Source organism: Sphingomonas aurantiaca (assembly GCF_003050705.1).
Classification (GTDB): Bacteria; Pseudomonadota; Alphaproteobacteria; order Sphingomonadales; family Sphingomonadaceae; genus Sphingomonas; species Sphingomonas aurantiaca.
This window is the reverse complement of sequence record NZ_QAOG01000001.1, coordinates 341,351-365,750: the sequence shown is the minus strand read 5'-3', so window position 1 is coordinate 365,750 and position 24,400 is coordinate 341,351. Positions and strand designations below refer to the sequence as shown.

The window sequence follows — 24,400 nt, the reverse complement described above, 5'->3', positions numbered from 1 at the left end:
GTCCGTCGATGCAGGCGTGCGCGATGATGGCTTAGCCGCGCGGCTTGCGCTGGCGCTGCTTGGCCTGCATCTGCATCTGCTGGTCGAGGCCATCGACGCGGCTGTTGATCTGGTCGATCCGCTGGCCGTTCTGCTGCGACTGGCCGGCAGCCGCCTGGGCCTGGGCGAGCGCCTGGCCCGACGTGCCCTCGACGGTCCGCAGCTGGCCGTCCAGGCCGTCGATGCGCGTGTTGACCACGGCGATCTGCTCACGGACGAAGCCCTTGGTGGCGCAACCGCTCAGGCCGATCCCGGCGATCAGGATCAGGGCAACCGTCGGGTATTTCGGGAGATTCGAACGCATAAACTTATCCTTCCAAAACTGGATGGCGTCAGTCAGCGGAGAGTCGGCGGAATGACAATCGATATCCGGCGAGACGTTCGTACCGTGCGGTGAGAGTTGGTCGGCACCGGCATCTAGGACAGCATTGCAGGTGCAACGAGTCTGGCAGTTGCTTTCTTTGCCTATAGCAAGCTTAGGTTCAGATAAGTAGTTCTCGACTCGCCAAGCGGAACATATACTTGAATATGCCACCCCGGCCCGCGCCACTGCTTCCAAGAGCCGCCGACAACGAAAAAGGGCGGCCCCGCAGGACCGCCCTTTCGTCTTGGCAAGATGCGCGGGCGTTACGCCGGCACCTTGTCCTTGTTGTAGATCGCAGCCGCCGCGCGAAGGATGTCGAGGATCTTCTCCTGCGCCTTGGGCTCGTCAATCTCTTCCATCGCGGCCAGTTCGCGTGCGAGGCGGCTGGTCGCGCCTTCGAAGATCTGGCGCTCGGAATAGCTCTGCTCGGGCTGGTCGTCGGCGCGGAACAGGTCGCGGACCACTTCGGCGATCGACACCAGGTCGCCCGAATTGATCTTCGCCTCATATTCCTGCGCACGGCGCGACCACATGGTGCGCTTGACCTTGGGCTTGCCCTTGAGCGTGTCCATCGCCTCGCGCATCGTCTTGTCCGACGACAGCTTGCGCATGCCGACGCTTTCGGCCTTGTTGGTCGGCACGCGGAGCGTCATGCGCTCCTTCTCGAACCGCAGGACGTAGAGTTCCAGTGTCATGCCGGCGATTTCCGAGCGCTGGAGCTCGATCACACGGCCGACCCCGTGCTTTGGATAAACGACGAAATCACCGACATCGAAGGACAGTGCCTTGGCAGCCATTTGGGGCCTTTCCGGATCAGGCCTCCACGCGACGCCTCGACGAAGGGCTCGTCGCTGCTGCATCGGGGGGAGGGATAGGTCTAACTCACGCCAGGCGCACGACTATCGTCATCGCACCCGTCACGGACCCGAATAGCAGCTTTGCAACAAAATTACCAGCCGAACATGGCAGACGGCTTGCCCCATCGGGCAATTCGCATGCGATATCAGTCGCCTGCGCCGGGTTCCGGCGAGAAATATTTGTCGAACTTGCCCTCGACGCCCTTCATCGCGTCCGCGTCGGGGGGCGTCTGGTTGTCGTTGCGCGTGACGTTGGGCCATTGCGCCGAGAAGGTCGTGTTGAGCTCGAGCCACTGCTCAAGCCCGCTCTCGGTGTCGGGCAGGATCGCTTCGGCGGGGCATTCCGGCTCGCACACGCCGCAATCGATGCACTCGCTGGGATTGATCACCAGCATGTTCTCGCCCTCGTAGAAGCAATCGACCGGGCACACTTCCACGCAGTCCATGTACTTGCAGCGGATGCAGGCGTCGGTGACGACGTAGGTCATTATGAGAACTCCTGGGCCGGATTCCTTTCCGGCGACGAATGCGGCAGCGACTATGCCCGCCTGCCCCTCGCGTCAATCATAGCAAGCCTTCTGCGAGACGTTATCAAGCTATCCCGCTGATCCTCCCCCCTCCACCGTCATCCTGACGAAAGTCAGGACCCAGAGTTGCGAAGGGCTGCCCGGCTTGGCTCTGGGTCCTGACTTTCGCCAGGATGACGGATGGTTGGTTCGAGCGCTGCCTCGCCCAGCGCAACGCGCGCCGGATCACGCATCGCCCCGACAGGCGTGCTACCCGCGACCAGATCCTGATAGCAGGCCTGCGCCTCCGGAGCCGGCCCGCGGCGCGTCGGCAGCGCCTCCACGCGAATGACACGAACCTGGTCGTACGCGGCAAAGGTGAGCACGTTGCCGATCCGTACCGGGCAATGCGCCCGGTCGATCGGACGCCCGTCGATGCGCAGGCGCCCCTTCTCGGCGATCGCCTGCGCCGCGCTGCGCGTCTTGGCGAGCCGCACGAACCACAGGAACCGGTCGATCCGCATCGCGCCTTCACCCATGGCGAACCAGTGCGGCAAGCCCGGCAAACGCGTTCTGCCGCGACGGATCGATCGCAACCGGCGCCGCCGGGCGCGCCGGCGGACGGCCGCGCCAGACCCAGCGCGGCGTGTCGCCCGCCAGCGCCTTGAACCCGAGCTCGGCCATCAACCGCTCGAGCGACGCCGGATCGACCCCGATCGACGTGGCCAGCGCCGGATCGGGCGCGAACGGTGTACGACCCTGCCGCGAATCATGCGCGGCGCGCGCGATCCGCTCGATCAGGTCGACCCGCACCGCCTGCAGCCCGAGCGGGCGGAACCCGGCGTCGAGCGTCGCGCCGTCGCTGCCGCGCGCCAGCACCGTCGCCCCATCGCGCGGCGCCGCGATCACGCTCCCCCGCGCCGCCGCCAGCACCCGCCGCCAGCGCGCCGATTCGGGCTTCAGCAACCGCGCATCGAACAAATCGAGCGCGCCGATCGTGATGCCGGTCTTGCGCAACCGCTTGCGCGCATCGGGATCGATCGCGTCGAGCGCCAGCCGCATCGGCAGCCGCGGCAGGATCCCGCCAGCCTCCTCGATCGCGCTCGCCACCGCGCGCAACGCTGGCGTCGCGGTCGCGTCGCGGCTCGTCTCGGCAAGCTCGACCAGCACCGCCACCCGTCGCTTGAGCATCGTCGCGAGCCACCGCACCAGCCGCGCCTCGATCCGCTCGCGCGCCGCCTTGTCGAGACAGTCGAGCGACCGGTCGAGGATCAGCCTGGGCCGTGCGAACGATGGCCCCGCCCCCAGCTTGCCCACCGGATGCCCCGCCCAGACGATCTGCGCGGCATCGTCGAGCGCGATATCGGCATCGGCCGCGTCGACCAGCGCCTGCCCGCGCCGTGACCGCTCGCCCGCCAGGCGCTTTTCCGCCGCCGCGAGCAGCAGCCTTTTGTCACTCGCGCGCGCATCCGCCGCGACCGTGAAGCGGAACCCGTCGAGCCGCCCGATCGGATGATCCTCGACCATCACCTCGCCCTCGGGGCCGATCACCACCGGCAGCGCGCCCGCATCCGCGCCGATCTGCCGCATCAGCGCAGTCGTGCGCTTGTCGACGAACCGCTGCGTCAGGCTGGCATGCAGCGCATCCGACAGCCGCTCCTCGAGCGCCGCGGTCCGCGCGGCCCACAAGGTCGGTTCGGCCAGCCAGTCCGCACGCTGCGCGATATACGCCCAGATCCGCGTCGCCGCGATCCGCCCGGCGATCACCGGCACGTCGCCGGCGACCGTATCGAGCCGCGCGATCCCGTCGGCGAACCACTGGTGCGGGATATGCCCCCGCCCCTCGCTCAGATGCCCGAACACCCGCGAAACGAAGCGCGCATGCGGATCGAGCCCGACTTTGCGGAAATCGGGCACGCCGCACGCCGCCCACAGCCGCGCGACCATCGCCGGATGCCGCGCGCGCTCGCGCACCCAGCCCTCTTCGGCCAAGCGCTTGAGCACGCCCAGATCGAGCGACTGCGGCGCGGCGCGCAACACACCCGCGGGCGGACGCGCTTCGAGGCTCGCGACCAGCGCGTCGATGCTCGCGAAATCGGGCGCGCCCTGCCGCCAGTACAGATTTTCGAGCCGCGGAAACCGGTGCTCCTCGATCGCGAGCACCTCTTCGGGCAGGAACGCGCCCGGCCCGTCGTCGGACAGCGCGCCGAACGTACCGTCGCGCTGGTGCCGCCCCGCGCGCCCCGCAATCTGCGCCATCTCCGCCACCGTCAGGCGCCGCTGCCGCTTGCCGTCGAACTTGTTGAGGCTGGCGAACGCGACATGCGCGACGTCCATGTTGAGCCCCATCCCGATCGCGTCGGTGGCGACCAGATAATCCACCTCGCCCGCCTGGAACATCGCGACCTGCGCGTTGCGCGTCCGCGGCGACAGCGCGCCCATGACGACCGCGGCACCGCCGCGCAGCCGCCGCAGCATCTCGGCGACCGCATAGACTTCCTCGGCTGAGAACGCGACGATCGCCGATCGCTTGGGCAGCCGGCTGATCTTCTTGGCGCCCGCATAGGTCAGCGTCGAAAAGCGCGGCCGGTTGACGATCTCCGCCTTGGGCACCAGCGCCTTGATCATCGGCCGCAGCGCCTCCGACCCCAGGATCATCGTCTCCTCGCGGCCGCGCGCGCGCAGCAACCGGTCGGTGAAGACATGGCCGCGCTCGGGATCCGCGCCGAGCTGCGCTTCGTCGAGACCGACAAAGGCGACGTCGCGGTCGGGCATCGACTCCGCGGTGCACAGGAACCAGCGCGCATCGGGCGGGACGATCTTCTCCTCGCCGGTGACCAGCGCGACGCGGTTCGCACCCTTGATCGCAACCACGCGGTCATACACTTCGCGCGCCAGCAGCCGCAGCGGGAAACCGATCATCCCGCTGGAATGTGCGCACATCCGCTCGATCGCGAGGTGCGTCTTGCCCGTGTTGGTCGGCCCCAGGACCGCGGTGATACCACCGGACGCGTCGTCGCTCATGACAGACAACATCGGGGGTAAACCGCGCCGGTGCAATGACCTGTACGCAATTGCGTGATCGGCGGTCGCCCGATTGGCCCTACTCGGCGCGCGCGGTTCGCCGCGGACATCGCCACATGCGTTGACCGCCCCGCCGGGCGCGCTACGTCGGGGGAATGGCAAAACCCGACCGCCTCGCCCGTCTCGACGCCCAGCGCGAGGACCTCGAAACCGACTATCGCGACACGCTCGTCGCGGCGCTGGAAAAGACCGCCGCCGGTTCGCTCGGCCTGTTCGACCGCAGCACGGACCGCCGCGTCCGCGCCGCGATCGCCCCGACGATCGACTCGCTCGCCGAGATGGGCGCCGACATCGCCGCGATGCGCGAGCGCCTGATGATGGAGCCGTTCGCGCTCCACCGCGACTTCTTCGCCGCGCGCGGCCTGGTCAAGGCCAGCGCGGTCGGCGAACAGAAGGAAGCGCGGTTGTGGCTCGACCGGCTCAACGCGCCGCCGTCCTGACGAAAGCGGTAGCGGCGCGGTTCCTGGGGTAACCGCAACGCCTCCCACGCCGTCATCCTGATGATCCACGCCGTCATTCTGCCAACCGACGCCGTCATCCTGACGAAAGTCAGGATCCAGGGTTACAGGCGGCGCGGTGCGTGGCTATGGGTCCTGACTTCCGTCAGGATGACACTAGCGGGGGGCAGGTGGACCGGTAGGGGGGCAAAACAGCCGCCCCGGATTACCCCTCGAACCGCCACCCGGCGTTCGTCCCCGCGAGGAACGGCACCACCGCGGTCTCGCCCGTACCGATCGACGCCGGCACCTCGACATCGTCGCGCACCAGAGTCACTGTGCCCTCATTGAGCGGCAACCCGTAGAAGCGCGCGCCATGCTCGGACGCAAACCCCTCGAACGTGTCGAGCGCGCCCTCCTCGTCGAACACGCGCACATACGCCTCCAGCGCGAACGGCGCGTTGAAGATCCCCGCGCACCCGCAGCCGGATTCCTTCGCCCCGACAACATGCGGCGCGCTATCCGTCCCCAGGAAGAACCGCGGCGACCCCGACACCGCCGCCTGCCGCACCGCAAGCCGATGCTTTTCGCGCTTGAGCACGGGCAGGCAATAGGCGTGCGGCCGCAGCCCCCCGTCGAACAGCGCATTGCGGTTGATCAGCAGATGTTGCGGCGTGATCGTCGCCGCGATCGGGTGGTCCGCCTCAGCCACGAACGCCGCCGCCTCCGCGGTCGTGATATGCTCCAGCACGATCTTCAGCCCCGGATAGTCGCGCACCAGCGGCGTCAGCACGCGCTCGACGAACACCGCCTCGCGATCGAAGATGTCGATCGACTTGTCGGTCACCTCGCCGTGGATCAGCAGCGGCATGCCGATCCGCTGCATCGTCTCCAGCACGCCGGTCAGCGCGCGGATGTCGGTGACGCCGTGCGCTGAATTGGTGGTCGCATGCGCGGGGTACAGCTTGCACGCGGTGAACACGCCCTCGGCATGGCCGCGTTCGAGCTCGGCCGGATCGGTACCGTCGGTCAGATAGCACGTCATCAGCGGCGTGAAGGTCGCCCCCTCGCCAAGCGCCGCCATGATCCGCTGCCGATACGCCGTGGCCGCCTCGATCGAGGTCACCGGCGGAGTCAGATTGGGCATGATGATCGCCCGTGCGAACTGCCGCGCGCTATGCTGCGCCACCGCCTCCAGCATCGCGCCATCGCGCAGGTGGACATGCCAGTCGTCGGGGCGGCGGATCGTGAGGCGGTCGGTCATGCCGCCTTCCTATCGGCGCGCAGCCGGCAGCGCCAGACGCCCGGTGCTTGGAAATCGCGACGCGCGCACTAGGTGGTGGGGATGGACCAGCATATTCCCGGAACGATGCTCGCGGACCGCAGCGTGATCCGCGTCGCAGGCGAAGACGTGCGCGGCTTCCTACAGGGGTTGGTCACCGCCGACACCGCGCTGCTAACCCCCGGCGCGCCCGCCTGGTCCGCTTTGCTGTCGCCGCAAGGCAAGGTGCTGTTCGATTTCATCCTCTGGGCGGACGGCGACGACGTGCTGATCGACGCCGAGGCGACGCAGGCCGAGCCACTGACGAAACGCCTCACGCTCTACCGCCTGCGCCGCAAGATCACGCTCCAGCCGGACGACACGAAAGTCCACTGGTCCCCGACCGGCGATCAGGGCGTTCCCGACCCCCGTCTTGCAGCGCTCGGTAGGCGCTGGCTCGCCCCGGCGGGCGAACCGGCGACCGACTGGCACACGCACCGACTGTCGCTCGGCGTCTGCGAAGGCGTAGCCGAGCTCGGCGCCGGCGAGACCTTGTGGCTCGAATGCAACGCGCGCGAACTGAACGGCGTCAGCTTCACCAAGGGCTGTTATGTCGGGCAAGAGAACACCGCCAGGATGCACCACCGCTCGAAGGTCAACCGCCGCCTCGTCGTCGCGCCCTTCACCGAGCCGAGCAACCGTACCCGCACCACCTATCCCGAACGCGCCCTGATGATCGAACTCCGCCGCGTCGAGGCGCTCGGCGACGCGCTCATCCCGACCTGGCTTGCCGCGGCTTTGGCAGAGAGCGACCCAAGCGCGGCGTAGCCGCTGCACTTCGCCCACAAGTAGATATCACGCGAAGGCGCGAAGGCGCGAAGATGTTGCGCCCGCGCCAGCGTCCGAATCCAATCCACGACCACGCACGCCACTGCTCCGCGATATCTGGAAGCCGGGCAACGCCGCGCCGCCAAAGCTATCTTCGCGCCTTCGCGCCTTCGCGTGAGCCCATCTACGGTTCGGAAAATCGATGCCGCCGGCAGGGCGGGTGCGATTCCCCCGAACGGACCGTATCCGCGCCTCCGCGCCTCCGCGCGAACCCTCACCGCCGCACAGCACGCTCCCCCCGCGAAAAGCCGCGTACGGCAGACAAAAGAAAAGGGAGGCCGGCTTGCGCCGACCTCCCCGATCTTCATTCCGTAGTCGATCCGAGGATCGACTGGCGAAAGTCTTACTGGCCCGAACCCGGACCGTAGGTGACTTCCACGCGACGGTTCTGCACTTCGCGAACGCCATCGGCGGTCTCGACGCGCGGACGGCTCTCGCCGAATGCTTCCGTCGAAATCACGCTGTCCGGGATGGCATGCGAAGACAGATATGCCTTCACGCCATCTGCGCGGCGCTGCGACAGACCAACGTTGTACGAAGCCGAACCCGACTTGTCCGCGTGACCTGCGAGCATGACCTGTGCGTTGCCGCACGACTGGTACTGCGTGATCGCGTTGTCGAGGATCGACGCTGCCTCTGGCGTGATGTCCGACTTGTCCCATTCGAAGAACACGATGAACGGACCAGGCGAGCAGACGACTTCAACCGGCGCCGGGGGCGGCGGGGGAGGAGGCGGCGGCGGCGGCGGCGGCGGCGGCGGCGGGGGAGGTGCAGCAGGCTCGCCGAAGTTGTACGTCACACCACCAAGGATGCTGTGCGAACGATAGCGACCGTCGAACACGCGGTTCGAGATGTCGACCAGCTTGACGTTCTCAGCGTTGAAGAAGCGATACTTCAGCGTTGCGTCGATGTGGTCGGTCAGCGGTGCACGGATACCGGCCAGGCCCTGATACGCGAACACGGTGTCCGAGTCGTTCAGGAAGTCGCCGCTGTTGTTGAGTGCATACTGCGCCTTGACGCGAGCAACACCAACACCACCGCCGACAAAGCCCTGGATGCCATCGTCCGGACCGAAGTCCAGAAGGCCGTTCAGCATGAAGCTGAGCGCCGACGACGAACCACCAGCATAGTCGTAGTTACCGGGGTTTGCGTTACCGCGAGCGGTACCCTGGAAGAAAGGCGTGGTCGTGGTCGACGAATAGCCGTCCACGGTTGCCTTGCGGTAGCCGACTTCGGTTTCGAGGCGGAAACCGCCAAAGTCGTAGCCCATTACGGCGTCGACATCGTAACCATAGTTATGATCGACCGAACCGGCATTGTTCAATGCGCCGATATCATAGTCGATGTCTTCAACGATCATCGCACCGCCTTCGACGCCTACGTACCACGACTTGTCGCGGGCGAGGGCGGGAGTGGCGAGTGCGGTGGAGGCGAGTGCCAGAACGACGGCAAGCTTCCGCATACTAATCCCCTTTCATGAGTGTCACACGGACATCGCAAACTCCCTATCCTCGGGCTTGTTTCCACGCAAGCTGACAAAAGTTAGAGGTGTTGCTGGAACGACACAGTTTTTGGGGTGTTTCAGCCGCCAATCAGCCCGTGACCGCGTAAAGTGCCCAATATGGCGCCAATTGCGGCCCGCGCCTGACTATCGACGACGGTGCCGCCGGTCGGGTCGGGAATCGCCGCACGCCGCGCGCCGACCACGTCGACTCCGCCGATCGAGACGCGAGTCCCGGCCAGCACGCCAACCGTCCACGCGCCGCCGCCGAACCGCATCGGCTGCCCGTCGGCGATGCTCCACACCGTCATCCCCTCGCGCGGGGCAACGAACCGCCACCCGCCGCTCGTCCACCCCGCGATCGCCCGCGCCTGCCCGGTCCAGCCGCCGGTCGGCGCGGTGCCGACGATCCAGGCGTTTCCCGCCACCGGCGCGCCCGGCGGCGTATTGGTTCCCGCGGTCAGTACGCTCGCCTGCACCGTCAGGTCGAGCAGCGCGAGCGCCTCGTTGTGAGTCGTTTCCTTCTGCGCCTGGCCAGGCTGCAGCAACGGCAATGCCAGCCGCGATGTGCGTTCGTCGCTCATAATTCGTTCCCCCGTTGGTGAATCACGCCGGTACGATCAGGTCCGCCGCCAGCGACTCGCCGAACACGCCGCGCTGCCGCACCGTCACGACCGCGCCGGCGGCCCGCTCGGCCGCGGTCACCGACACCGTCGGCACGACGACATCGACGTCGCGCGTGCCCCCGGGGGCTGCGACCGTCACCCGGTACGCCTCGGCTTCCTCGGCAAGCGGCGAGTCGACTCCGTCGATCCACCGCCACCCCGCCCTGCTGCGCCGGGTCCAGCGCACCGTCGCGCTCCCGTCCACCTCGCCCGCGCACACCAGATGCACCGGCGACGGCGGCACCACCGATGCACCCGTCATCAGGCACCGCGTCTCGACCGGCGTCGCGTCGCCCACCCCCGACGCCATCACGCGCACCGTCCGCCCCAGCACCGACACCGGCAGGTCGAACGTCCGCGCGGCATCCGCCTCGATCAGCACGAAGCGGTCGCCGATCGCCTGCGCACCCGCCGCCGCCTCGCTCCCCCGCCGCCCGCGCAGCAACCCGCTCAACCGCCACCGCGCAGCGCCCAGCGGTTCCGCGCGCGCGAACTGCACCAGCTCGTCGCCCAGCACCGCCAGGTTGACGCCGCGGTCGAGCGCTGCGGCATCCGCATCGCGCAGCTCCATGTCGGCCTGCGCCAGGATCACCTCGAACGCGCCGCGCAGATCGACCAGCGTCGTCGACGCACCCGGCGCCACCACCGCGATCGTCCCCAGCACCGCGGGCGCCGCCGTCGCCCCCGCCGCGACCCAGCTCACCCCCTCGTCGATGCTGTAGAGCAGCGCCGCCTGCCGCCACGCCGCGCCCGTGCCCGCGGCGACCACCGTCATCCGCGGCGCGCTCAACCCCGCATCCTCCAGCCCCGCCACCTCGAACGCGTGCAGGATCGTCACGCCGATCACCGCATCGACCGCGCCCGACACGCGCCCGCTCGTCGCGCTGGCGGGCAGCGACGCGGGTACCAGAGGCACCAGCCCCAGCGTCGTCACCATCCCCTCGATGCTGCTATCCGCCACCCGCCAGACGCCGCTCTCGCCCGCGATTTCCACGCAGTCGCCGGGCGCTATTCCCATCGCCGCGAACCCGGCCGCAAGCGTCCTGCGCACGCGCCCGGCCTCGGCACGCGCCAGCATCGCCTCCGCCACCGTCTTGGCCGCCCCCGCCTCCAGCACCGCTGGCACCTCGACCGATACGTCGCGCAAGCCCGCCCCCGGCCGACGCGCGCGCTGTACGCCCGCCTGGTAATCGCGCGCCGCATCATAATAGCCGACGCTCACCGTCCGCGGCACCGTCTCGATCGCCGCCACCGCACGCGCCCGCCGCGCACTCGTCTTCCCCGACGCCGCAAACCCCTCATCGGCCACGACGACGGTGGCCGCAGCCGCATCGCGCATCACCAGCCCAGCACCCGATGGCGCAAACCACGCCCCGCCGGCCTCCCCCAGCATCGCCAGCACCGCGCCGACGCTCCCGCCGGCCGCAGCAAAGCCGCCCACCGCCAGCGCCGTCGTCCCCGACACCTCCGCCGCCAGCGCGCGGGCGATCGTCGACACGAACACCATGCCGTCGTCGGCGATCACCTCGAACGTCAGCGACGGGATGCGGTTGCCGAAATCCGCCAGCTGCAACAGCTCGAACACCGCATAGGCTGATCCCCGATAGGCGGGCGTCGCCGCGCCTTCCGCCGACGCGATCAGCGGATCGACCGCCTGGTCCTCGCCGCCCAGGTGCAGCCGGAACCCCGTCGCGGTCTTGAAGTCGCCCGCCGCCCCGCGCAGCAGCTTGCCCTCCGCCCAGATTCGCCCCACCCCCAGCACCGCGCGCGCCGACAGCAGCACCGCGAACGACGCCGCATAGGAATAGGTCGAGACGCTCGGCTGCCCCTTGCCCGACCGGGACGTAGCGCGGCTCTCGATCAGGTCGGTCGCCCAGATCACCGTCCCCGCCACGCGCATCGTCCCGAACAGCTTGGGGATCTGGCTGCCATAGGAGGATGTCTGCACCGCCAGCTCGACCAGCCTCGGCCCCTCGCGCCGCGCCGGCGCGAACACCGTGTGATCGACCGCCTGCCCGATCAGCGCGCCGATCGCGCCGCCGACCGGCCCGCCCACCGCGCTTCCCACCGCGGTCAGTACCAAGGTCGCCATGTCACACCTCCATTCGCCAGACCCCGATCAGCGGCCAGGGTGGCAGCCCCGGTCGCTCCACCACGCGCCGCAGCGCCGCATCCGCATGCACGAACCCCGCCGCCGTCCGGATTCCCAGATGCCCCTGGCCCGGCCCCACCGCCATCAGCAGCACGTCGCCGGGCGCCGCGGTTCCGACTCGCACCAGCACCCGGTCGAGCACACCCCAGTCGCCGCCACGCAGGCAATACCCGGTCGGCACCGCGCCCGCGTAACCGCCCGCCCGCAGCGCCACCGCGACCAGCCCGACGCAATCGAGCCCGTCCGCCCCCCGCCCATGCAGCCGAAACCGCGTACCAACCGCCCGCAACGCAGCATCCGCCACCGCGCTCACGCGCCGGGATACCGCGTGAGCAGGTCGATCCCCGGCAGATGCGGCTCCCCGCGAAAATTCACCGCGTTGCCAAACCGCCCCGCGCAGGTCGCCAGGCTCTTGTCACACCCCTCGACCAGCTCGACCAGCACGCCCGCCTCGACCACGAACGCGGGCGCCGCGCGCAACGTGACCGTCATCCCGTCGCCTTGCGCGACCGCGCTCTCCAGCCCGCAATTCGCACCCGCGAACCAGCGCACCAGCCCGCCGCCAAGCCCCGCCGCGCTGGCATCGAGCGTCACCCGCGCGCCCGCACACGCGACCACCCGCGCGAACCTGCGCCGCGCCGCCATCGCCACCCGGCACCGCCGATCGCCCAACTCCGCGCGACATTCCGGCGACGTCGCCTCCACCACCGGCCGCTCCAGAGCCGCGCTCGCCCCGCGCAGCTCGGCGGTGAACCCCGCCTCCCCCAGCTCGACGGCGCCAATAATCCCCTCGCCCAGCGCGACGCGCGCGCCGAGGTCGGTCCAGTCCACCGCGAACAGCATCACCCGCGCACCATCCCACCGCCCGCCGAGCAGATCGCGCTCACCGATCGCGGCCGAGGTCAGCGCGCCTGCAACATCCATCGTATCCGCCTCCAGCCCGTCCGACCGCTGAATCGCCGACGGAGTCATCCCCGGCGCCGCCCGGTGCACCAGCCCCGCCACCACCAGGTCGCGATCATGCGCGGTCAGCCCCACCGTCACCCCGTCACGCCGCTCGATCCGCCAGCACAGCGCAACCGTCGCAAGCTCACCGTCCAGAAACATGGCTTTCTCCTAAACCCCTCTCCCCCACGGGGAGAGGGAGGGGCCCACGCGCCCTTGCGCGTGGGAGGGTGAGGGGCGTGAGGCTCGGAACGCGTGCCCCAGGCCAATTCACCCCTCACGCACCTCGATCAACGGCACCGAAGCCGCCACCCCCGCCAGAAACGTCGCCCGCGCCACGCTCAGCCGATCCTCGGCAAACCGCACCGGCACATCGAACGTGAACCCCGCGGTCACCACCGCGCCGGCGGCCGGCGCCACGTCCAGCACCACCCAGCCGCCCGCCTCGACCGAGAACGCCGAGGTGGCGATGCCATCCACCGCCACCACGACGCTTCCCGCAACCGGTCGCGTGATCCGTCGCTCGGCCGCGCCATAGCATTTCACCAGCGCGAACCGCCGCGCCACGCCGTCGCCGACCCCGACGACCTCGCCCGCCGCGGCGAAATCGAACGGATCGCGCAACCGGAACCCCCGCGCCGCGCCCATCCGCGCGCGGAAGAACGCGAGCAGCACGCCGATATCCGCCTCGCTGCGCAATCCCGGCCCCACGTCGTACGAGGTCCGCGCCTCCGCCCAGCCCGCATTGCGCGCCTCGCGCCCCCCGGCGCTCGTCAGGATCGCGGTCGAAAATCCCGGCGCCACCTCGGCCTCGCGCCCCAGCTCGAGCGGGAACAGCACGTCGTCGAACGCATCCACGGCCTCGTCTCCCATCGTGTCGAAATGCACGAACCCGTCGCGCATCACCTGGGGCAGCGCCCACAGGAACGTCTCCGCCACGCCGCGCGCGCGCGCCGCCTCGGCCGCCGCCTCGATCAGCCCCCACTGCGCCGCCTGGTCGGGCCGCAGCACGAACCACGCCCGTGGCCGACCGCGACAACACCGGACGCGACTCATCGCGTCCGGATTTCCACCCGAACAATTTCATGTCGCTCTCCTGAAACGTCCCCTCTCCCCGCCGGGGAGAGGGAGGGGCCCACGCGCTCTCGCGCGTGGGAGGGTGAGGGGCGGTGAGGCTCGAACGATCCGCCCCGAACGCCCTACAAGACCCGCACCGAAACCCGCGCCCGCGGCCCCAGCATCACCTCGGTCATCGCCCACACCAGCGCATCCGCGCGATCCGGCGACCGCCCCGGCCCCTCATAGCCGCCGCCCGCGATCAGCCCGCACAGCTCGTCCTCCAGCGCCGGGAACGCGCCCACGTGCCAGGCGCGCCCGCACTCGTACAACGCCGCCACCGGCTCGGCGCGCGCGCTCTTGCCCAGCGACGCATGCACCAGCCGCACCGGCATCGCGCGGTCGGCGCCGGCCAGCACGCTCGCCACCATCTTGCCGCCCTGGTTCGCCTCAGCGATCACCCGGTCCGCGCCGTGCCGCGCCGCGCATTCGGCCACCGCGCGCGCCCAGCCCTCGGGGCTCGCCCCCGCCACGCTCGCATCCTCGAGCACATAGCCGAAGCCATCGTTGCCCAGCGCCACCGCGACGATCCCGCACGCATCGCCCGGCCCGCCGGTCACGCTGCCCGCGGGCGGGTCCACCCCCACCACGACGCGCGCCACCGCCGGCGCGCACGCCACTCGCCGCGATTCCAGCAGGTCCCGCGTCCACAACGCCCCCGCGACGTCCTCGATCAGCTCGCCGTCCAGCTCCTGCCGCCCCAGCCGGGTGCCCGCATAGCTCGCGGTGACCGCCTCGACGAAGCTCGCGGGCAGATGCACATTGTCGCGAGTCCGCCCCTGCGACCGCACCACCCCCGGCAGCGCCAGGATGCGCCGCAGCAGCGCCACCGGTCGCGGCGTCGTCGTCACCACGATCCGCGGCAGAGTCCCCAGCCGCAGCCCCATCATCAGATTGTCCCATGTCGCATCGCCGTTGCGCCATTTCGCCACCTCGTCGCACCACGCGACATGATGCTCGGGCCCCCGCAGGCTCTCGGGCGCCTCTGCCGAATAGGCCGACGCCAGCGCCCCGTTCGCAAAGCGCAGCTCGCCCGCGCCCGACCGCCAGACCGGATCCTCGTCGTCGCGCGCGACCGCCAGCAACCCGCTCTCGCCCTCGATCATCACCCGCCGGACATCCTCGCTGGTCGCCCCGACCAGCGCGATCCGCGCGCCCGGATTGTCCCGCGCGATCTGGCTGACCCATTCCGCCCCGGCGCGGGTCTTGCCGAACCCCCGCCCCGCCAGGATCACCCAGATCCGCCAGTCCGCCACATCCGACCCCGCCCCGATATGCTGCCCCGGATGCGCCCATACCGCCCAGCGCTCCTGCAGCTCGCGCCGCTGCGCCGTGGTCAGCGCGCCCAGCACCCAGTCCGCCCGGCTCCGCGGCAACAGCGCAAGCTCCGCCACCGGATCGCGCGACCCCGCCCCGCTCATGCCGAAGGCTCTTCGTGCGCATCATGCTCGATCACCTTGCCCCCCACCCGCTTGACCTCCGCCGCCGCGATCCGCTTCGCCAGCGCGTCGAGATGCTTGATCAGCGCCGCATCGGTCTCCTCCGCCGACGCACGCGCTTTCCGCCCGCGTCCGCCCGCCGTCCCCGCGACCCGGTCCGCATTCCGCGCCAGCAACCGCAACGCCAGATCGACCGACGTGATACCCGCCGACCGCACGCCCCCGCCGCCGACCCCGCCCCCGACCCCGACCCCGACCCCGCCGACACCAGCATCGGGCACCACTGCATCCCCCGCCCCCTCGGCAGCGCGCGCATCCGAGGCGGCCTTCCGCCGCGCCGCGCCATACCCCTCGGTCTTGGCATGCGCGCCCGTCGCGTCGCGCGCCTGCGCGATCCCCGCCTCGATCGCAGGCGACGGGTCGATCCCCTCGAGCGCAAGCGCCATCAACCCCTGTTCGAGCCGGCCATAGCCCTCCGCCAGCGCCTCCTGCCACTGCGCCGCGAACACCGGATCGCGCCGCCGCAGATAATAGGCGCCGCAATCGGTCATCCCCATCGCCGCGGCCGAGGCGCGCACGTTGCACGTCGCGCTCAGCATCGCGAAGAACCCGGCGCGCCGCGCCTTGGTCCAGCCATCCTTGCGCACCGCGGCGCACTGCACGATCCGTTTCTCCCCCGCCACCAGCCGCACCATCCCCGCTCTCCCCCCGACAGGACCCGCCAGACCGCAAAAGGGCCGGCGACACCCGAGGCTCTCACCCCGACCGTCCCGGCCCGACTCGCAATTCTTCAGCGTTCCTGTTATGTACCAAACGAGCGTGACGATGTCAAGCATTTTAACCGATCTGGTTCTAGACCGTCGCTGCAACCCTACGCCTGCAAGCGATCTTCCCCAACACGTGCGCTACACTTGAGAGACACCGCAGTTTTGAGTAGTATTCGACAGTAAGAATCACACCTGTACCGATGGGCTGACAAGACATACTCCCAACAGCCTGAACCAACTTGTGACAAAGACAGGGGTTAGCATGCAAGGGATCCCGGCTCTATTTGCCCTGGTGCTGCTGGCGGGCGCCGCGACGGCACAGGAGACTCCGCAGGAGGTCACCCGGCGAACCAACGGCGAAATCCAGTTCGCCAATTACCCGCGCGGCTCGCTCGCGCGCGGCGAACAGGGGACCGTCGGCATCGACGTCACGACCGACCGGCAAGGTCGGCTACGATCCTGCGCGGTATCGAAGAGCAGCGGCTTTCCCGCGCTGGACGAGGCGACGTGCGACCTCCTCATTTCTCACCTGAAGATGAAGCCCTGGCTCGCGCCCAATGGCGGCGGCGTGGTGACGCGCCAGCAAGGCCAGATCATCTGGGCGCTGCCGAAGGACTATAAGGGCCCGATCGCCAAGCCCGCCACGACGCTGGCGCTCAATACGAAATCGGCGGATCCGAACCGGAAGATCTGCCGCCCGCAGGCGACCACCGGTTCGCTCATCGCCAGCACGCGCATCTGCCTGACGCGCGCGCAGTGGCAGATGCAATATCTCCATGCCCAGGAAGAGACCCAGAATATGCACTCGGGATTCCTGCCGGGCGATTGAGAAGTGCGAGAACGCTTACCCGACCCCGCTACCGCTTCGCACAATCCAAAGACTACGGTCTCGCACTGTCCGCTGCTATGAGGAAAGCGGACATCAACTCTTCAAAGCCGACACGAGACGCGTGAAAGCGTCTATGTTCGCTTTCTGATGCGAAAGCACCCCGGCAGTAATGTCCTGCGTCGTTCCATCCGGCATGACAAGCTGCGCCTTCACGCCGCCGCTACTGAAGAGACCGACCTATCGCAAAGCGTCTTCGCGCTGCTCGTTCGCCCACTCGATCAAGTCATCTGGTGTCTTCACCGTCCGCACTCCCCCTCCCCCGTCGGCATTGTAGCACGGCATCGAATTATGCGTCTTGTGGCCGCTTGTGGGCAACAGCGGAATGGCCGAGATTGGGAAGGAAAGCGGAAGGTCCGTAATTGGGAACGCAGATGGCGTTACCGGACATCCGCTGACTCTGCGGTCCTTCTCAAAAGGATGCTCAATCGGGAATCATTGCTCGCCGGCGATAGGTTCGATCAGATCCCATCGGTTGCCATAGAGGTCCTCGAAGACAGCCACGATGCCATACGGTTCATGGCGAGGAGGCTCGACAAAGATGATACCCCGCTGCGTGTAAGCCAAGTGGTCACGGACGAAGTTATCCGTTTCGAGAAACAGGAACACTCGACCGCCGCTCTGATCACCGATCGCTTGACGTTGCCTGTCGCCAACAGCCCGCGCCAGTAGCAATCCGCTCGCTGTGCCGTGGGGCGCGACCACCACCCACCGTTTGCCATCTGTCAACGCGGTGTCGTCACGCAACTCAAAGCCAAGCTTCCCGACGAAGAAGGAGATGGCGGTGTCATACTCGTCAACGAGGAGGGCGGTCAGGTTCAAGCGCTGAGGCATCCGGCGACGCTGCCCTAATCCGGACGTCGAGCCAACGCCTGCTTCCCATCTAGGATCGAATTTCGGGAATGTCCGGGTTGGGCAGGAAAGCAGACTGTCCGCTTTGGATCGCAGATGGTGGAAAACGGACGTCAAACGTCGCCTGCCAGCCACGCGAAGAGCACATAGCCGCCAAAGAGGACGATCAGGATTATTCCTGCGATTACAGGACCGATGAAAGTCCGGTTGCGGTCGATAGGCGCTGTCATGCCTAACGCTAGGCTTCTCTGGCGAATGTCTGCAAGTGGTGGAAAGCGGTCAGGCTGCTTTAGGTGTTGGAGTTCGGAAAGCGGCCATTGCTTGAATAGTCCTGGTCTGCAAACCTCTGGGAATGAAGTTCAAGCCAGCCGCCTTGTGGGCATCCGTCGCCGTGTCATCGCTATACGCATGCCGACGCGCTGATAGCTTGCCGGAGGTAGGTTCTTGGCTGACCCAGCAACCCGTCCAAATAGTTCACTATGGCGACGACGGTGCGCTGGCCCGCATTGAGGGAAAACCCGGCCTTTACGGTGTGGTTTTTGATCCTGATTGCCAAAGCTGCAAGATTGCCGAAAAAGTCATTCAACCGGCATCCACTGCGGACATAAGCCTTTGTGAGTTCGGGATGGTCGTATCCGGCGATATTGAGAAGACGACCCGAAAGTTGAAAGGAACGCTCAGGGTAAGGCGCGTTGATCGGCAACCGAATAGGAAGGCTGGTCACCAACAGGGCGCGCCTGATCAGCCTTGCGAACGACCGCTTTCGGGTGACACCGCGACAAGCCGCAACGTCTGACATTGGGCGGATGTGTCGCCCCCCCGACACATCCGCCCCGCTCTCACCGCGTCGGCACCGGCTCCACACCCGAATAGTCATAGAACCCGCGCTTGGTCTTGCGCCCGAACCAGCCGGCCTCGACATATTTCACCAGCACCGGCGCGGGCCGGAACTTGGGATCGCCTGTGCCCTCGAACAGCACGCGCGTGATCTCCAGGCACGTGTCCAGCCCGATGAAATCCGCCAGCGTCAGCGGCCCCATCGGATGGTTCAGCCCCAGCTGACAGGCAAGATCGATGTCGCGCACGCTCGCCACGCCCTCGCCCAGCGCAAAGCACGCCTCGTTGATCATCGGCATCAGCACGCGGTTGACGATGAAGCCCGGCGCGTCGTTGGCGTGCACCACCTGCTTGCCGAGGCGCTCGGCATAGGCCTCGACCGCCGCCACCGTCGCGTCCGACGTCGCGAGGCCGCGGATCAGCTCGATCGGCCGCATCACCGGCACCGGGTTGAAGAAATGCACGCCCATGAACCGCGACGGATCGGGGGCCGCCTGCGCCAGCCGCGTGATCGGGATCGACGATGTGTTCGACGCCAGGATCGCGTCCGGCCCGAGCACCTTGCCGACCTCGGCGAAGATCGCGCGCTTGACGGCCTCGCGCTCGGTCGCCGCCTCGACGACGATGGCGCAGTCGCCCATGTCCGCCACGCTCGCGACCGGCTCGATCAATGCGAGCGCGCCGTCACGCGCGTCCGACCCGATCTTTTCCTTCTCGACCAGCCGCGCGAGCGCCTTAGCGATTCCCGCCTTGCCCTTTTCGGCCTGCTCCAGCGACACGTCCGCCAGCAGTACGTGGAAGCCAGCCTGTGCCGACACCTGCGCGATCCCCGCGCCCATCTGCCCTGCGCCGATCACGCCGATCGTCTGCCCGGTCCCGCTCATGTCTCTCTCCTGCTTTGTTGCGCCCTCCCTAGCGGCTTTTCCCTGCGCTGCCACCGCGCTAGGCTGTGGCCATGTCGTGCAAACCGATCTTTTCCGCGCTGGCCGCCGCCCTCGTGCTGCCGCTGATGGCCTGCTCGCCAAGCCAGCCCACGCCCCAATCCGTGCAGAAGTCCGGGCCGGAGTCCGGACCAGCACCAAGGGCAACCCCCGCCACGCCGCGCCCGCCCGCACCCGCGACCGATTCGCACGCCAAGCCGACGCCCGGCACGCTGAAGACCTTCGCCGACTGGACCGTCGGCTGCGACACCACGCTGCGCTGCACGCTCGCCTCGCTGCTCCCCGAGCAGGGGCTTAGCGAGGACATGATAACGCTGAACCTGATGCGCGAGCCCGGCCCGGTGGCGCGCGGCGGCGGCACGGTCTCGCTCGCGCTGGAGACCCGCAACGACGAGGCCGCCACCACGCGCCCGCCCGCCAGCTTCGCCGTCGACGGCAAGCCCGTGGCGCTGCGCGACGCCGCCACGCTCGCCGCCCGGATCGCCAACGCCGCGTCGCTCGAGATCCTCGACGCGAAAGGCGGCACGCTCGCCACGCTGTCGCTGAAGGGCGCCGCCGCCGCGCTGCGCTACGTCGATGCGCAACAGGGCCGCGCGGGCAGCGTCGATGCGATCGTCGCGAAAGGCCCCGCCCCGTCGCGCGCGCCTACGCCGGCCCTCCCCGTCATCGCCGCGATCACCCCCAGCGGCGCCGCCGTCAACCTGACCCCCGCGCAGATCGCGACGATGCGCAAGCGCGGCGAGTGCGATCTCGGTGGCGCCGAGGGTGGCGGGGACCCGACGCTGTTCGCGCCCGAGGTCCACGCGCTCGGCGACGGCAAGTCGCTCGTGCTCCTGCCCTGCTCGACCGGCGCGTATAACCTGATCGGCGCGCTGTTCATCGTCGAGGGCGCGGTCGTCACCCCCGCGCGCACCGACGCGCCCGCGGGCTTCGACGCGACCGGCGCGGACTCGGGCACCTCCGTCCAGAGCGTCGTCAACGGCGCGTTCGAGAACGGCGTCCTCACCAGCTACGCCAAGGGCCGCGGCCTCGGCGACTGCGGCTCGCACCAGAGCTTCGTCTGGGACGGCACCCGCTTCCGCCTGTCCGAGCAAGCCGACATGGGCGAATGCCGCGGCAACATCGACTACATCACCACCTGGCGCACCAAGGTGGTGCGCTAGCTTACGGCGCCGGCCGCTCCACCTGCGCCTCGGCGAGATACACCCCGAACAGCCCCTCGGGGTCGGTCCACGCCGCCACCGGCGTCCACCCCCCCGACCGCAACAAAATCCGCGCATCCCGCGCGCCATATTTGTGCGAATTCTCCGTGTGAATAGTGTCACTTGCAGACATTTCGAATGACCGCCCGTCGACCGTGAAGGCGACGTCACGCACCGCCTCCAGATGCATCTCCACGCGCGCGCGATCGTCGTTCCACACCGCCTTGTGCGCAAACGCGTCGAGCGGGATGTCGCCGCCCAGTTCGCGGTTGATCCGCTCGAGCAAGTTCATGTTGAACGCCGCCGTCACGCCCTGTGCATCGTCATAGGCCGGCACCAGCACGTCCGCGCCTTTGATCCGGTCCATCCCGATCAACAGCATCGCGCCCACGCCGAGTGAGCTGCGCATCGCGCGCAACAGGTCGACCGCCATCAGCGGGATCATGTTGCCGATCGTCGACCCAGGAAAGAACCCCAGTTTCGGCGTGTCGGCGATCGTCTTGGGCAGGCTGAGCGGCCGCATGAAATCCGCCTCGAACGGCAGCACCAGCAGGTCGGGGAACTGCTCGCCCAGCGCTTTCGACGATTCGCGCAGGAAGTCGCCCGAAATATCGATCGGCACATAGACCGATGGCGCGACCGCCTCGAGCAGGATCGGCGTCTTGGTCGACGATCCCGAGCCGAACTCGACGACTGCCCGCCCCGTACCGGCGATCACCGCCACCTCGGGGCACGCCGTCTCGAGGATCGAACGCTCGGTCCGTGTCGGATAATATTCGGGCAGGTCGGTGATCGCCTCGAACAGTTCCGACCCGCGCCGGTCATAGAACCACCGCGCCGGGATCGCACGCGGCCGCCGTGCCAGCCCGTCCAGCACGTCCGCACGGAATTGCGGGTCGGCGAGCGTCTGCTGGCCGTCCTCGATCTCAGGCTTCAACATCAGATATCTTTCGCGAGGCGCACGCCGGTGAACTGCCACCGTTGGTGCGGATAGAAGAAATTGCGATAACTTGCGCGCGCATGGCCGCGTGGGGTGGCACAACTGCCACCGCGCAGGATGAACTGCGACGTCATGAACTTGCCGTTATACTCGCCGACCGCACCCGCCGCCGCGACAAACCCCGGATAAGGCCGATACGCGCTGCCGGTCCATTCCCAGACATCACCGAAGAATCCCGGACCGCCGGTCGATGGCCTTGGCTCGACGGGCCCAGCGACATCCATCTGGTTTCCACCGCCCGCATCGTGCGAGGCCGCCGCCGCCTCCCATTCGAACTCGGTCGGCAACCGCGCGCCGGCCCAGGCCGCATACGCATCCGCCTCGAAAAAGCTGACATGCGTCACCGGCGCCGCCGGATCGATCGCGCGACGCCCGTCCAGCCCGAACCGGGTCCAGCCCGACTCGCCTTCTTCCCAATAGAGCGGCGCGACGATGCCCTCGGCCTTCACCCAGGCCCAACCGTCCGCCAGCCAATACCGTGCTTCGGTATAGCCGCCGTCCGCGATGAACGCGGCCCATTCGCCGTTCGTCACCGTCCGGTCCGCGATCGCATGCGGTGCCAGTAGCGCTTGATGCCGCGGCCCTTCGCAATCAAACGCGAACCCGTCGCCCCGATGCCCAACCTCGACGATCCCGCCATCGTTCGCGATCCAGCCGATCGCGCCCGGCATCTCGACCGGCACCTTCCGCGCCGCCGGCCACATCGCAGGCTCCAGCGGATTTTCGGAGAACATGTGGAGGATGTCCGTCACCAGCAATTCCTGGTGCTGCTCCTCATGATGACAGCCGAGCGCGACCAGCGCGTGCGCGTCCGCCGACAGGTCCGGCAGCGCCGCCAGCACCGCTGCGTCGACATGCGCGCGATACGCCCGCACCTCGTCCAGCGACGGCCGGGTCACCATCCCGCGCCGATCGCGCGCATGCCGACGGCCCTCGGCCTCGTAATAGCTATTGAACAGGAACGGGAATCGATCGTCGTGCAGCGCGTAACCCGCGACATGATCGCGCAGGACGAACGTCTCGAAGAACCATGTGGTATGCGCCAGATGCCATTTCGTCGGCGACGCATCGGCCATCGACTGCACCGTCGCATCTGCATCCGACAGTGGCGCGGCCAGGTCCAGCGATAGCGCACGAACCTTGGCGAAGCGGTCCGCCAATTCGGACTGCTGCGACGGGGACACTGTGGAGCGAACGGGATCCGGCATCGGCTTTCCTTCTATCCGGCACTTTCCGCGCAGCGCTCGAACGGAGGCGCACACCTAGTCGCGCATAGCCCCCGGTTGCCATAGAACGTCGCCAGCCCCGTTTTGGTTCACCGCCCGCGATGCAACAAACAGGAAATCAGACAGCCTGTTAACATACGCTAATGCTGCCGGATTTAGCCGAGACTCGACCGCGACGGCGGATCGCTCGGCACGCCGCGTGATCGCACGTGCCAGATGCAGTGCGGCCGCCTGCGCCGATCCGCCGGGCAGGATGAAGCTGCGCAACGGCGCAAGGTGATCGTTCATTGCATCGATCTCGCGCTCCAGCCGCGCGACCTGCGACGGCACGATCCGCAACACCATCTCGGACGGCGCGAACGCGTCGTCGTCCGCCCCCTCGCTGGCGGGAGTCGCCAGATCCGCGCCGAGATCGAACAGGTCGTTCTGGATCCGCGCGAGCGCGGCGGCCAACGGATGTTCCCCCAACGCGACCGCGGCAACGCCGATCGCGGAGTTCGCCTCATCGACGTCGCCGATCGCCTGGATCAGCGCGCTGGCCTTCGACACGCGAGAGCCGTCGACCAGACCGGTCGTCCCGGCATCACCCGTGCGCGTGTAAATCGTGTTGAGCTTGACCACCGGTCGTTTCCTTCAGTGCGATCGATTTGCGGGACCGCCGGGTCTTCGGTTCGAGCCATGCCGCGGTCGAAGCTACCGCACCCTCCTCGCTATCCCAACGAGAGCCGGAACGACTAGGAGGGGATGAGCGATGGAAAAAGCGCCTCAGGTACGCCCGGCAGCAAACAGGATCACCACCACGATCAGGATCGCGAGGGCCTGGAAGAAGATCCGCTGCTGCATCATCCGATTCGATTTCAGCGACGCGGCGCTCGGCCCGTTGCCGTCGCGGACCTGCGCGCTGCCCTCCTGCAGGAACGACACGACGCCCCGCACCAGAGCCACGACGGTCGCGATCATGGCCGCGATCAGGAGGATGACGAGGAAAGTGTTCATGGATCGAATGTAAGCGCGCGCGGCAACGCTAGCAATGCCGCGTAGCATATTGTGAGGGACCGCCTGATGCGCGCAAATACCCTATGTTATACCTGACGCTGAAAGCCCTGATCTCGGGCATCCTGATCGCCGCGGCATCGGAGATCGCCAAGCGCTATCCCGGCGTCGGTGCGCTGGTCGCCTCGCTGCCGCTCGTTTCGGTCCTCGGCATGATCTGGCTCTGGCACGACAAGCCGGACCCGCGAACGATGGCCGCGCACGCCGGCGCCACCTTCTGGTACGTGCTGCCTTCGCTGCCGATGTTCCTGCTGATCCCGATGATGCTCCGTCACGGCGTGCCGTTCTGGCTGTCGCTGCTTGCGGGCTGCATGCTGACGATCGGGCTCTACGCGGCGATGACCTGGGCCGCGCCACGCCTCGGGATCCAGCTGTAGCAGCG

The 24,400-nt window shown here is 68.2% G+C and carries 24 protein-coding genes and 2 pseudogenes; 5 read left to right on the top strand and 21 right to left on the bottom strand.

Annotated elements, in window-relative coordinates:
- Positions 1 to 31: 31 nt before the first annotated feature.
- The 5 genes and pseudogenes from C8J26_RS01720 to C8J26_RS01700 form a co-directional block, all read right to left on the bottom strand.
- On the bottom strand, positions 32 to 343 hold the full coding sequence (locus C8J26_RS01720) for a hypothetical protein (RefSeq protein ID WP_055882210.1): 312 nt from the start codon (positions 341 to 343) through the stop codon (positions 32 to 34).
- Between the two features lie 323 nt (positions 344 to 666).
- Positions 667 to 1,200, bottom strand: a complete 534-nt coding sequence (locus tag C8J26_RS01715) for a CarD family transcriptional regulator (RefSeq protein ID WP_056018441.1) — start codon at positions 1,198 to 1,200, stop codon at positions 667 to 669.
- A 206-nt stretch (positions 1,201 to 1,406) separates the two neighbouring features.
- Complete coding sequence (gene fdxA, locus C8J26_RS01710; RefSeq protein WP_031393648.1) at positions 1,407 to 1,748, bottom strand: ferredoxin FdxA; 342 nt, start codon at positions 1,746 to 1,748, stop codon at positions 1,407 to 1,409.
- Positions 1,749 to 2,035: 287 nt separating this feature from the next.
- A pseudogene (locus C8J26_RS20770) lies at positions 2,036 to 2,290 on the bottom strand (RNA-binding S4 domain-containing protein); the annotation flags it as partial.
- Between the two features lie 7 nt (positions 2,291 to 2,297).
- Entirely contained in the window at positions 2,298 to 4,790 is a 2,493-nt protein-coding gene (locus C8J26_RS01700) for a helicase-related protein (protein ID WP_107956474.1), read from the bottom strand.
- A gap of 155 nt (positions 4,791 to 4,945) precedes the next feature.
- On the opposite strand from C8J26_RS01700, the gene C8J26_RS01695 reads away from it, so the two are divergent.
- Positions 4,946 to 5,290 carry a hypothetical protein gene (locus C8J26_RS01695; RefSeq protein WP_107956473.1) on the top strand — a complete coding sequence of 115 codons (345 nt, stop codon included), beginning with the start codon at positions 4,946 to 4,948 and terminating at the stop codon, positions 5,288 to 5,290.
- 223 nt (positions 5,291 to 5,513) lie between these two features.
- Here C8J26_RS01695 and pyrC read toward each other — a convergent pair whose 3' ends face one another.
- The gene (pyrC, locus tag C8J26_RS01690; RefSeq protein WP_107956472.1) at positions 5,514 to 6,551 is read right to left on the bottom strand and encodes a dihydroorotase; all 1,038 of its coding nucleotides are present in this window, start codon (positions 6,549 to 6,551) and stop codon (positions 5,514 to 5,516) included.
- 81 nt (positions 6,552 to 6,632) lie between these two features.
- On the opposite strand from pyrC, the gene ygfZ reads away from it, so the two are divergent.
- The gene (ygfZ, locus tag C8J26_RS01685) at positions 6,633 to 7,376 is read left to right on the top strand and encodes a CAF17-like 4Fe-4S cluster assembly/insertion protein YgfZ (protein WP_244185113.1); all 744 of its coding nucleotides are present in this window, start codon (positions 6,633 to 6,635) and stop codon (positions 7,374 to 7,376) included.
- A 403-nt stretch (positions 7,377 to 7,779) separates the two neighbouring features.
- On the opposite strand, the gene C8J26_RS01680 is transcribed toward ygfZ, so the two are convergent.
- The 8 genes and pseudogenes from C8J26_RS01680 to C8J26_RS01645 form a co-directional block, all read right to left on the bottom strand.
- Complete coding sequence (locus tag C8J26_RS01680; RefSeq protein ID WP_056418855.1) at positions 7,780 to 8,898, bottom strand: OmpA family protein; 1,119 nt, start codon at positions 8,896 to 8,898, stop codon at positions 7,780 to 7,782.
- Between the two features lie 119 nt (positions 8,899 to 9,017).
- The gene (locus C8J26_RS01675; RefSeq protein WP_056418860.1) at positions 9,018 to 9,521 is read right to left on the bottom strand and encodes a DUF2793 domain-containing protein; all 504 of its coding nucleotides are present in this window, start codon (positions 9,519 to 9,521) and stop codon (positions 9,018 to 9,020) included.
- A gap of 22 nt (positions 9,522 to 9,543) precedes the next feature.
- Complete coding sequence (locus C8J26_RS01670; RefSeq protein ID WP_107956471.1) at positions 9,544 to 11,694, bottom strand: phage tail protein; 2,151 nt, start codon at positions 11,692 to 11,694, stop codon at positions 9,544 to 9,546.
- Position 11,695: 1 nt separating this feature from the next.
- Positions 11,696 to 12,067, bottom strand: coding sequence for an NlpC/P60 family protein (locus C8J26_RS01665; protein ID WP_107956470.1), 372 nt, complete (start codon positions 12,065 to 12,067; stop codon positions 11,696 to 11,698).
- Positions 12,064 to 12,861, bottom strand: a complete 798-nt coding sequence (locus C8J26_RS01660; protein WP_107956469.1) for a DUF2163 domain-containing protein — start codon at positions 12,859 to 12,861, stop codon at positions 12,064 to 12,066. Before C8J26_RS01660 ends, C8J26_RS01665 begins: the two co-directional genes overlap by 4 nt.
- Positions 12,862 to 12,969: 108 nt before the next feature.
- Positions 12,970 to 13,719: pseudogene (locus C8J26_RS01655) on the bottom strand (DUF2460 domain-containing protein); the annotation flags it as partial.
- Positions 13,720 to 13,898: 179 nt separating this feature from the next.
- Positions 13,899 to 15,236 (bottom strand): DNA-packaging protein, encoded by a 1,338-nt coding sequence (locus C8J26_RS01650; protein WP_107956467.1) that lies wholly within the window; start codon positions 15,234 to 15,236, stop codon positions 13,899 to 13,901.
- Positions 15,233 to 15,949, bottom strand: a complete 717-nt coding sequence (locus tag C8J26_RS01645; RefSeq protein WP_107956466.1) for a hypothetical protein — start codon at positions 15,947 to 15,949, stop codon at positions 15,233 to 15,235. The genes C8J26_RS01650 and C8J26_RS01645 overlap by 4 nt, the downstream gene beginning before the upstream one ends.
- Before the next feature lie 334 nt (positions 15,950 to 16,283).
- Here C8J26_RS01645 and C8J26_RS01640 point away from each other — a divergent pair, with 334 nt between their 5' ends.
- Positions 16,284 to 16,850: an energy transducer TonB gene (locus C8J26_RS01640; protein WP_107956465.1), complete on the top strand. Its 567-nt coding sequence runs from the start codon at positions 16,284 to 16,286 to the stop codon at positions 16,848 to 16,850.
- A gap of 492 nt (positions 16,851 to 17,342) precedes the next feature.
- On the opposite strand, the gene C8J26_RS01635 is transcribed toward C8J26_RS01640, so the two are convergent.
- The 3 genes from C8J26_RS01635 to C8J26_RS01630 all read right to left on the bottom strand — a co-directional run bounded on the left by C8J26_RS01635 (position 17,343) and on the right by C8J26_RS01630 (position 19,480).
- On the bottom strand, positions 17,343 to 17,729 hold the full coding sequence (locus C8J26_RS01635) for a VOC family protein (protein ID WP_333998474.1): 387 nt from the start codon (positions 17,727 to 17,729) through the stop codon (positions 17,343 to 17,345).
- A gap of 430 nt (positions 17,730 to 18,159) precedes the next feature.
- Positions 18,160 to 18,486 (bottom strand): hypothetical protein, encoded by a 327-nt coding sequence (locus C8J26_RS20005; RefSeq protein ID WP_146168756.1) that lies wholly within the window; start codon positions 18,484 to 18,486, stop codon positions 18,160 to 18,162.
- A gap of 112 nt (positions 18,487 to 18,598) precedes the next feature.
- Positions 18,599 to 19,480 (bottom strand): 3-hydroxyacyl-CoA dehydrogenase NAD-binding domain-containing protein, encoded by an 882-nt coding sequence (locus C8J26_RS01630; RefSeq protein ID WP_107956463.1) that lies wholly within the window; start codon positions 19,478 to 19,480, stop codon positions 18,599 to 18,601.
- A 71-nt stretch (positions 19,481 to 19,551) separates the two neighbouring features.
- Between C8J26_RS01630 and C8J26_RS01625 the strand changes: the two genes are divergently transcribed.
- Positions 19,552 to 20,700 (top strand): DUF1176 domain-containing protein, encoded by a 1,149-nt coding sequence (locus tag C8J26_RS01625; protein WP_107956462.1) that lies wholly within the window; start codon positions 19,552 to 19,554, stop codon positions 20,698 to 20,700.
- Between the two features lies 1 nt (position 20,701).
- On the opposite strand, the gene egtD is transcribed toward C8J26_RS01625, so the two are convergent.
- The 4 genes from egtD to C8J26_RS01605 all read right to left on the bottom strand — a co-directional run bounded on the left by egtD (position 20,702) and on the right by C8J26_RS01605 (position 23,961).
- Positions 20,702 to 21,679: an L-histidine N(alpha)-methyltransferase gene (gene egtD / locus C8J26_RS01620; protein WP_107956461.1), complete on the bottom strand. Its 978-nt coding sequence runs from the start codon at positions 21,677 to 21,679 to the stop codon at positions 20,702 to 20,704.
- Positions 21,679 to 22,947 (bottom strand): ergothioneine biosynthesis protein EgtB, encoded by a 1,269-nt coding sequence (egtB, locus tag C8J26_RS01615; protein WP_082445383.1) that lies wholly within the window; start codon positions 22,945 to 22,947, stop codon positions 21,679 to 21,681. Before egtB ends, egtD begins: the two co-directional genes overlap by 1 nt.
- Before the next feature lie 54 nt (positions 22,948 to 23,001).
- The gene (locus C8J26_RS01610; protein WP_056418890.1) at positions 23,002 to 23,586 is read right to left on the bottom strand and encodes a cob(I)yrinic acid a,c-diamide adenosyltransferase; all 585 of its coding nucleotides are present in this window, start codon (positions 23,584 to 23,586) and stop codon (positions 23,002 to 23,004) included.
- Positions 23,587 to 23,730: 144 nt separating this feature from the next.
- Positions 23,731 to 23,961: a twin transmembrane helix small protein gene (locus C8J26_RS01605; protein ID WP_056418893.1), complete on the bottom strand. Its 231-nt coding sequence runs from the start codon at positions 23,959 to 23,961 to the stop codon at positions 23,731 to 23,733.
- A gap of 83 nt (positions 23,962 to 24,044) precedes the next feature.
- Between C8J26_RS01605 and C8J26_RS01600 the strand changes: the two genes are divergently transcribed.
- On the top strand, positions 24,045 to 24,395 hold the full coding sequence (locus tag C8J26_RS01600) for a DUF3147 family protein (protein ID WP_107956460.1): 351 nt from the start codon (positions 24,045 to 24,047) through the stop codon (positions 24,393 to 24,395).
- Positions 24,396 to 24,400 lie beyond the last annotated feature (5 nt).